Annotated in this window: 5 protein-coding genes and 1 pseudogene; 5 read left to right on the top strand and 1 reads right to left on the bottom strand. The window is 60.9% G+C overall.

Going from position 1 to position 5,602, the window contains the following annotated elements:
* A pseudogene (locus tag EN935_RS20100) lies at positions 1-282 on the top strand (hypothetical protein); the annotation flags it as partial.
* A gap of 48 nt (positions 283-330) precedes the next feature.
* On the opposite strand, the gene EN935_RS20095 reads toward EN935_RS20100, so the two are convergent.
* Positions 331-1,977: a pilus assembly protein gene (locus EN935_RS20095; RefSeq protein ID WP_127264673.1), complete on the bottom strand. Its 1,647-nt coding sequence runs from the start codon at positions 1,975-1,977 to the stop codon at positions 331-333.
* A gap of 464 nt (positions 1,978-2,441) precedes the next feature.
* Here EN935_RS20095 and rpsF point away from each other — a divergent pair, with 464 nt between their 5' ends.
* The 4 genes from rpsF to EN935_RS20075 all read left to right on the top strand — a co-directional run bounded on the left by rpsF (position 2,442) and on the right by EN935_RS20075 (position 5,599).
* Positions 2,442-2,942, top strand: a complete 501-nt coding sequence (gene rpsF / locus EN935_RS20090) for a 30S ribosomal protein S6 (RefSeq protein WP_013532520.1) — start codon at positions 2,442-2,444, stop codon at positions 2,940-2,942.
* Positions 2,942-3,190, top strand: a complete 249-nt coding sequence (gene rpsR / locus EN935_RS20085) for a 30S ribosomal protein S18 (RefSeq protein ID WP_006203718.1) — start codon at positions 2,942-2,944, stop codon at positions 3,188-3,190. The genes rpsF and rpsR overlap by 1 nt, the downstream gene beginning before the upstream one ends.
* Positions 3,191-3,410: 220 nt before the next feature.
* Positions 3,411-3,995, top strand: coding sequence for a 50S ribosomal protein L9 (gene rplI, locus EN935_RS20080; RefSeq protein ID WP_109663351.1), 585 nt, complete (start codon positions 3,411-3,413; stop codon positions 3,993-3,995).
* 299 nt (positions 3,996-4,294) lie between these two features.
* Complete coding sequence (locus tag EN935_RS20075; protein ID WP_109662822.1) at positions 4,295-5,599, top strand: cyclopropane-fatty-acyl-phospholipid synthase family protein; 1,305 nt, start codon at positions 4,295-4,297, stop codon at positions 5,597-5,599.
* Positions 5,600-5,602 lie beyond the last annotated feature (3 nt).

Genomic DNA, 5,602 nt, shown 5'->3' with positions numbered 1-5,602 from the left:
GCCTTCCTGCCCTATCATATCCTGAAGACGGCCGGCATCAGCCATCCCTATTACACCGGATTTCTGGGCCAGATGAGCGAACGTTACCGCGTCGTCGACCGCAACCTGTTGCTGACGCCGGCTGGCGAGGCCACGCCCGATTGGGCGCGGCAGAAAGAGATCGACCCGGCGATCCGCGATTTCCGCCTGTTGCAGTACGACATGATGTTCGGCAAACGCCACGCAGCGCCAGACTTCTTCCCCGAAACGGTCGACAAGGTTGTCGCCGCCCATACGAGTTGAACCGATCGATCCCGTGAGGAGCCGGCCGGTCTCTCTCGGGTCGAGCGTTCAATTCGTCAATTGCAGCTTCGTGAACTTGTTGGCGATCTGCAGGAACACGTTCGGCAGTTTGGTAGGATCGTTGACGGCATAATAGTCGCTCGGGTCTGAAGCGCAGGCGCTGTAAAGCGCGCGGTTGGCGGCGGTGTCGGACTGCAGCACCATGGTGTAGATTTGCACCCCCTCGTCCTTTAACTGCGTACAAACGCTTTTGGTCCAGCCGTCGACATTGCGCGCCGCGGTCGTCTGGTTGTCCGATCCGAAGCGGCCACCAGCCAGATAGCCATAAGGTGTGTAGTCGGATTTCGTCGGCTGTTCGCTGGCGCCATAGACGACGTTCTCGCCATCGGTGAGCAACAGCACGATCTTGCTGATGCCCGGCGTCTTCCAAGGCGCGCCATCGGTATAGGGCGCGGCGGGCGAAAGCACCCGCATCCCCCACGATAGGCCCTCGGAGACATTGGTGCCTGAACCGTTCCACTCGGTCATCTCGCCTGCTGCCTTACGCAGCTTGTCGAAATCGTCGGTCAGCGGGACGACGGGTGTGGGGCAAGCGCGGTTCGGGCCGACTGTGATGCGGGTGCCCGTCTCGGTGATGAGCTCGTTGACGGGCGCGATATATTTGGCGATCTTTTCCTTGGCAGGCTTGCCGGGCGTCACCAAATCGCCGACAAGATCACTGACATCGATGCCGAGAGCGTTGCCTTTCTGCTTATCGAGCTTGGTCTTGTCGTAGCCGTCGTCGAGATAGGAATTGTTGTAGTATTTATCCGAATTGCCATAGGAGGCAGACGGCATCTGGGCAACTTGCGGATCGTCCGGCGCAAAATACGGAACGAACAGCGTGTCGGGCTTGGCGGGATCTGGCGGGGTGTCGGAAATGTTGTAGGTGCCCGGTCGCGCCTCGACACAACCTTTCCACCCGGTACCGTTCCATCCGGGCTCTGTCCATCCGGTCTGCTTGAGCTGCTTGAAAAGCGCCATGTGATTGGGACGCTTACCATCGATGACCGGGAAATTGATGCCGTTGGTGGACGACTTGCCGTCCATATCGATCCAGGACGGGTCGAATTCGTCACCGTCGACGTTGACGGCCGTAACGAATGGAACCAGCGAGGCACGGATCTGGCGCGTCGGCGACTTTGTCGATTCGAGCGTGTCGAGCAATGATTTGGTCGCTGTCCTCAGCGCCGTCATGCGCGCGCCGGCCATGGAGCCGGTGTTGTCGAGCACCAGCACGACTTCGAGCTGGTTGTTCGATTCGACGGCGGAGGCATCGACCACGATGTGCTTGCTGTCGCCGAACAGAAAGGCGAAGTTAAGACTGACGTCAGCGGAGGCAGTCGCCTTTGTCTTGACGAAATTGATGCCCTTGTCGACGGTCAACGTCGCCTGCGCATTGCCGAGTTCACCGTGCCCGACGATATTGGCCTGGAAATAGCGGTTGAAGGCATCATTGCGGGTGATGTCGAGATCGCCAAGATGCGAGGAGGCAAGGTTTGCCCCATCGAGGGCATTCTGCAGATTGCTCTTGGCCCGCATGAGGGTGGAGACATCGGTTGCGAAACCGACAGCCGTCAGGATGACCGGCAAGCCCAGTCCCAGCACGAGCGTGAAATTGCCGCTCGTTGAGCGCCAGAATTTGTCGAAAAGCATCCTTACCCCCGCAAATGCTTGCCGCGCTTTTTGTGCGCGGGCTATACGGCTTCTGCGCCTCCTATGATGAATCGACCGTTGACGGCGGGGGTTCAACTGCGCACAACCTAACAGTGTGGTTAAGGCGCAGTTGCCGGAAACCTCAAAGCCTGGGCCGTTGTTGCTGCTTGATTTTTCCGCCGCATGCGACACAGAGGACGCCGCCCGCCCTTGCGTTGCGGCTGGATTGCTATATAGACGCCCGCAATCTGCCGGTCCTTGCTGGGGGCTGAACGGAGGGCCGGAGGTTTTTTTCGAAAACCTTCGTGTGATGCCAGAAGTGCTTCCGCCTCCCGTGTCTCCGCTCTCGACCGTCTCGAAATGCTCCTTTCTTCCCCGCCCTTCGGGACCAGCGGGTCAGAGAAGTTGCAGAGGCTTTTGCCGCCGGGAACCGGGAGAGAAACGAAGAAAGGCACTGAACCACTATGGCTCTATACGAACATGTGTTTCTTGCCCGGCAGGACCTCTCGCAGCAGCAGGTCGATGCGCTTGTCGAACAGTACAAGGGCGTCATCTCCGCAAATGGCGGGTCCGTCGGTCGGGTCGAGAACTGGGGACTGAAGTCCCTTACCTACCGGGTCAACAAGAACCGGAAGGCTTACTACACGCTGATGGACCTGAATTGCCCCGCGGCCGCGCTCAACGAGATGGAGCGCCAGATGGGCCTGTCCGAAGACGTGCTGCGTTTCCTGACCATCAAGGTCGAGGCGCATGAGGAAGGCCCGTCGGCCATGATGCAGAAGCGCGAAGAGCGCTCGGAACGCGGCGGCTTCGGCGACCGCGACCGTGGCGATCGTGGCCCGCGCTCGTTCGGCGACCGTGATCGTGGCGACCGTGGCGATCGTCCGCCGCGCTCGTTTGGCGACGCTGGTGCCGATCGTGGTCCGCGCCGTCCGCGCGAAGGCTTTGAAGGGGGTGCAGAATAATGGTCGACATCAACCAGATCCCGACCCGGCGCCCGTTCCATCGCCGCCGCAAGACCTGCCCGTTCTCCGGCGCCAACGCGCCCAAGATCGACTACAAGGACGTGCGTCTGCTGCAGCGCTACATTTCAGAGCGTGGCAAGATCGTGCCGTCGCGCATCACCGCCGTCAGCCAGAAGAAGCAGCGCGAACTCGCCAAGGCGATCAAGCGCGCCCGCTTCCTCGGCCTGCTGCCCTACGTGGTTCGCTAGATCTTTTATGAGCGGGCGGTTCGCCGCCCGCTCATCTCCCACGGCGACGGGCGCCGCAGGGTTGAGCTTCAAATCCCGGGTTGAGGTCAAAACCTCTAACTGCCGCGACAGGCAGGACAGCGACACCAGCGCCCCAGGCGCTCAAGCTTCCTGACCTGTTCCAGAGACATCCGGCGTCGATCTCATCGATCGATTGGCGCCCAACCAAAGGAACAAAACCATGGAAGTCATTCTTCTCGAACGCGTTTCCCGCCTCGGCCAGATGGGCGATACCGTCAAGGTCAAGGACGGCTTTGCCCGTAACTTCCTGCTACCGCAGGGCAAGGCTCTGCGCGCCAACGAAGCCAACAAGAAGAAGTTCGAAGGCCAGCGGGCCCAGCTCGAAGCCCGCAACCTCGAGCGCAAGTCGGAAGCGGCCCAAGTCGCCGAAAAGCTTGACGGCAAGAGCTTCATCGCCGTTCGTTCCGCCGGTGAAACCGGGCAGCTTTACGGTTCCGTTTCGACCCGCGACATCGCCGATCTGCTGACGGCGGAAGGTTTCTCGGTCAACCGCAACCAGATCCTGCTCAACCAGCCGATCAAGACTATCGGTGTCACCAATGTGGCGATCGCGCTGCATCCGGAAGTCGAAGTCACTATCACGCTCAACATCGCCCGCACGGCCGACGAAGCCGAACGCCAGGCCAAGGGCGAGACGCTGACCACCGCCGAAGCCATCTATGGCGACGACATCAACGACAACGCCCGGCCGGAAAACTTCTTCGACCCGAACACCGAGTTCGAGGGCGGCGAAGACAACGCCTGATCATACGTCGCAAGGCGATTGGAGCTGCGCTTCGATCACGATTAGAGCTGCTCTGATCACTTTGCCGACATCCAGCAATACTGGACCAACGCCCGGGCCTCGCGCCCGGGCTTTTTTATGCCAAATGGAACTTTTCGAACCCCTATATATTGTTGCAGACTACAGCGTCGCGCGTCCTTTGGCCGCGCAAAATGACGCTGTGGAACTTTGGTTCGGCGCAAGATCCCCGATGAAAATCGATTCCGATTTTCGGGTCACGCGCCAAGACAGCCTGTCTGGCCGAGAGGGGACATTTGGTCATGAATATTCTGTTGAAACGCGTTCTCGACCGCCTGGTGCGGACCGGCAATCTCAAGGTAACCGGCCCCAAGGGCGCGACAGTGGTTTTCGGCGACGGCAGCGGCGAACCGGTGCACATGCATATCAAGACCGCGCATGCCGAGCGCGCCATCACCTTCGATCCGATGCTGGCTGTGCCTGAATCCTACATGGACGGCGAACTCGACATTCTCGAAGGTGGCGTGCTGGGCGTCATGCGCATCGCCTTCCAGAACATGGGCAGCGGCGGCATCGACGCCACCTGGTCGAAGGCCATCGAAGGCCTGCGCCACGCCTTCCGCCGCCTGCAGCAGATCAACACCGCCTCGCGCTCGCGCCGCAATGTGCAGCGCCACTACGACCTGTCGGGGGATCTCTACCGGCTCTTCCTCGACGAGGACATGCAGTATTCCTGCGCCTATTTCGAGCAGCCGGACATGACGCTCGACGAAGCGCAGGCCGCCAAGAAGCGCCACATCGCCGCCAAGCTCCGGCTGAAGGCCGGCCAGACGGTGCTCGACATCGGCTCCGGCTGGGGCGGGCTTGGCCTCTATCTCGCCAAGGCGTTCGACGTCGACGTGCAGGGCGTGACGCTGTCGACCGAGCAACATGGCGTCGCTACCGACCGGGCGCACGCGCAAGGGCTGGAAAGCCGCGTGCATTTCGAGCTCAAGGACTACCGCGAACTCAACGAGCGTTTCGACCGCATCGTCTCGGTCGGCATGTTCGAGCATGTCGGCGTCAACCATTACCGCACCTTCTTCGACAAGAGCGCGACGCTGCTCAAGCCCGATGGCGTCATGCTGTTGCACACGATCGGCCGTTCCGGCGTACCGTGGGCGACCAGCGCCTTCATCCGCAAATACATCTTCCCGGGCGGCTACATCCCTGCGCTCTCGGAAGTCATGCCGGCTATCGAGAAGTCGGGCCTGGTCGTCACCGACGTCGAGATTCTCAGGCTCCACTATGCCGATACGCTGAAGCACTGGGGCCAGCGCTTCGCGGCCAACCGCGACAAGGCCAAGGCGATCTATGACGAGCGCTTCTGCCGCATGTGGGAATTCTACCTGGCTGCCTCGGAAGCCGCCTTCCGCTGGCAGGACCTGGTCATCTTCCAGATCCAGATCACCAAGAAGAACGACACGCTACCGGTGTCGCGCGACTACATAGCCAAGTGCGAGAAGGCGCTTGAGATGCGCGACATGGGGCATCGTGAAACGGCACCGGTCAAAAAGAGCCCTGCCGCCAGGCCGGCGCGCCGCCGCAAGGTTGCGGACCAGGAATAAGCA

The sequence above is a fragment of the Mesorhizobium sp. M7D.F.Ca.US.004.03.1.1 genome (assembly GCF_003998635.1).
Classification (GTDB): domain Bacteria; phylum Pseudomonadota; class Alphaproteobacteria; order Rhizobiales; family Rhizobiaceae; genus Mesorhizobium; species Mesorhizobium loti.
This window is presented reverse-complemented; position numbering and strand designations above follow the sequence as displayed.

Coding starts and splice junctions, on each gene's coding strand:
- rplI (WP_109663351.1), top strand. CDS start 3,411: ATGGAAGTCATTCTTCTCGAACGCGTTTCCCGCCTCGGCCAGATGGGC.
- EN935_RS20095 (WP_127264673.1), bottom strand. CDS start 1,977: ATGCTTTTCGACAAATTCTGGCGCTCAACGAGCGGCAATTTCACGCTC.
- EN935_RS20075 (WP_109662822.1), top strand. CDS start 4,295: ATGAATATTCTGTTGAAACGCGTTCTCGACCGCCTGGTGCGGACCGGC.
- rpsF (WP_013532520.1), top strand. CDS start 2,442: ATGGCTCTATACGAACATGTGTTTCTTGCCCGGCAGGACCTCTCGCAG.
- rpsR (WP_006203718.1), top strand. CDS start 2,942: ATGGTCGACATCAACCAGATCCCGACCCGGCGCCCGTTCCATCGCCGC.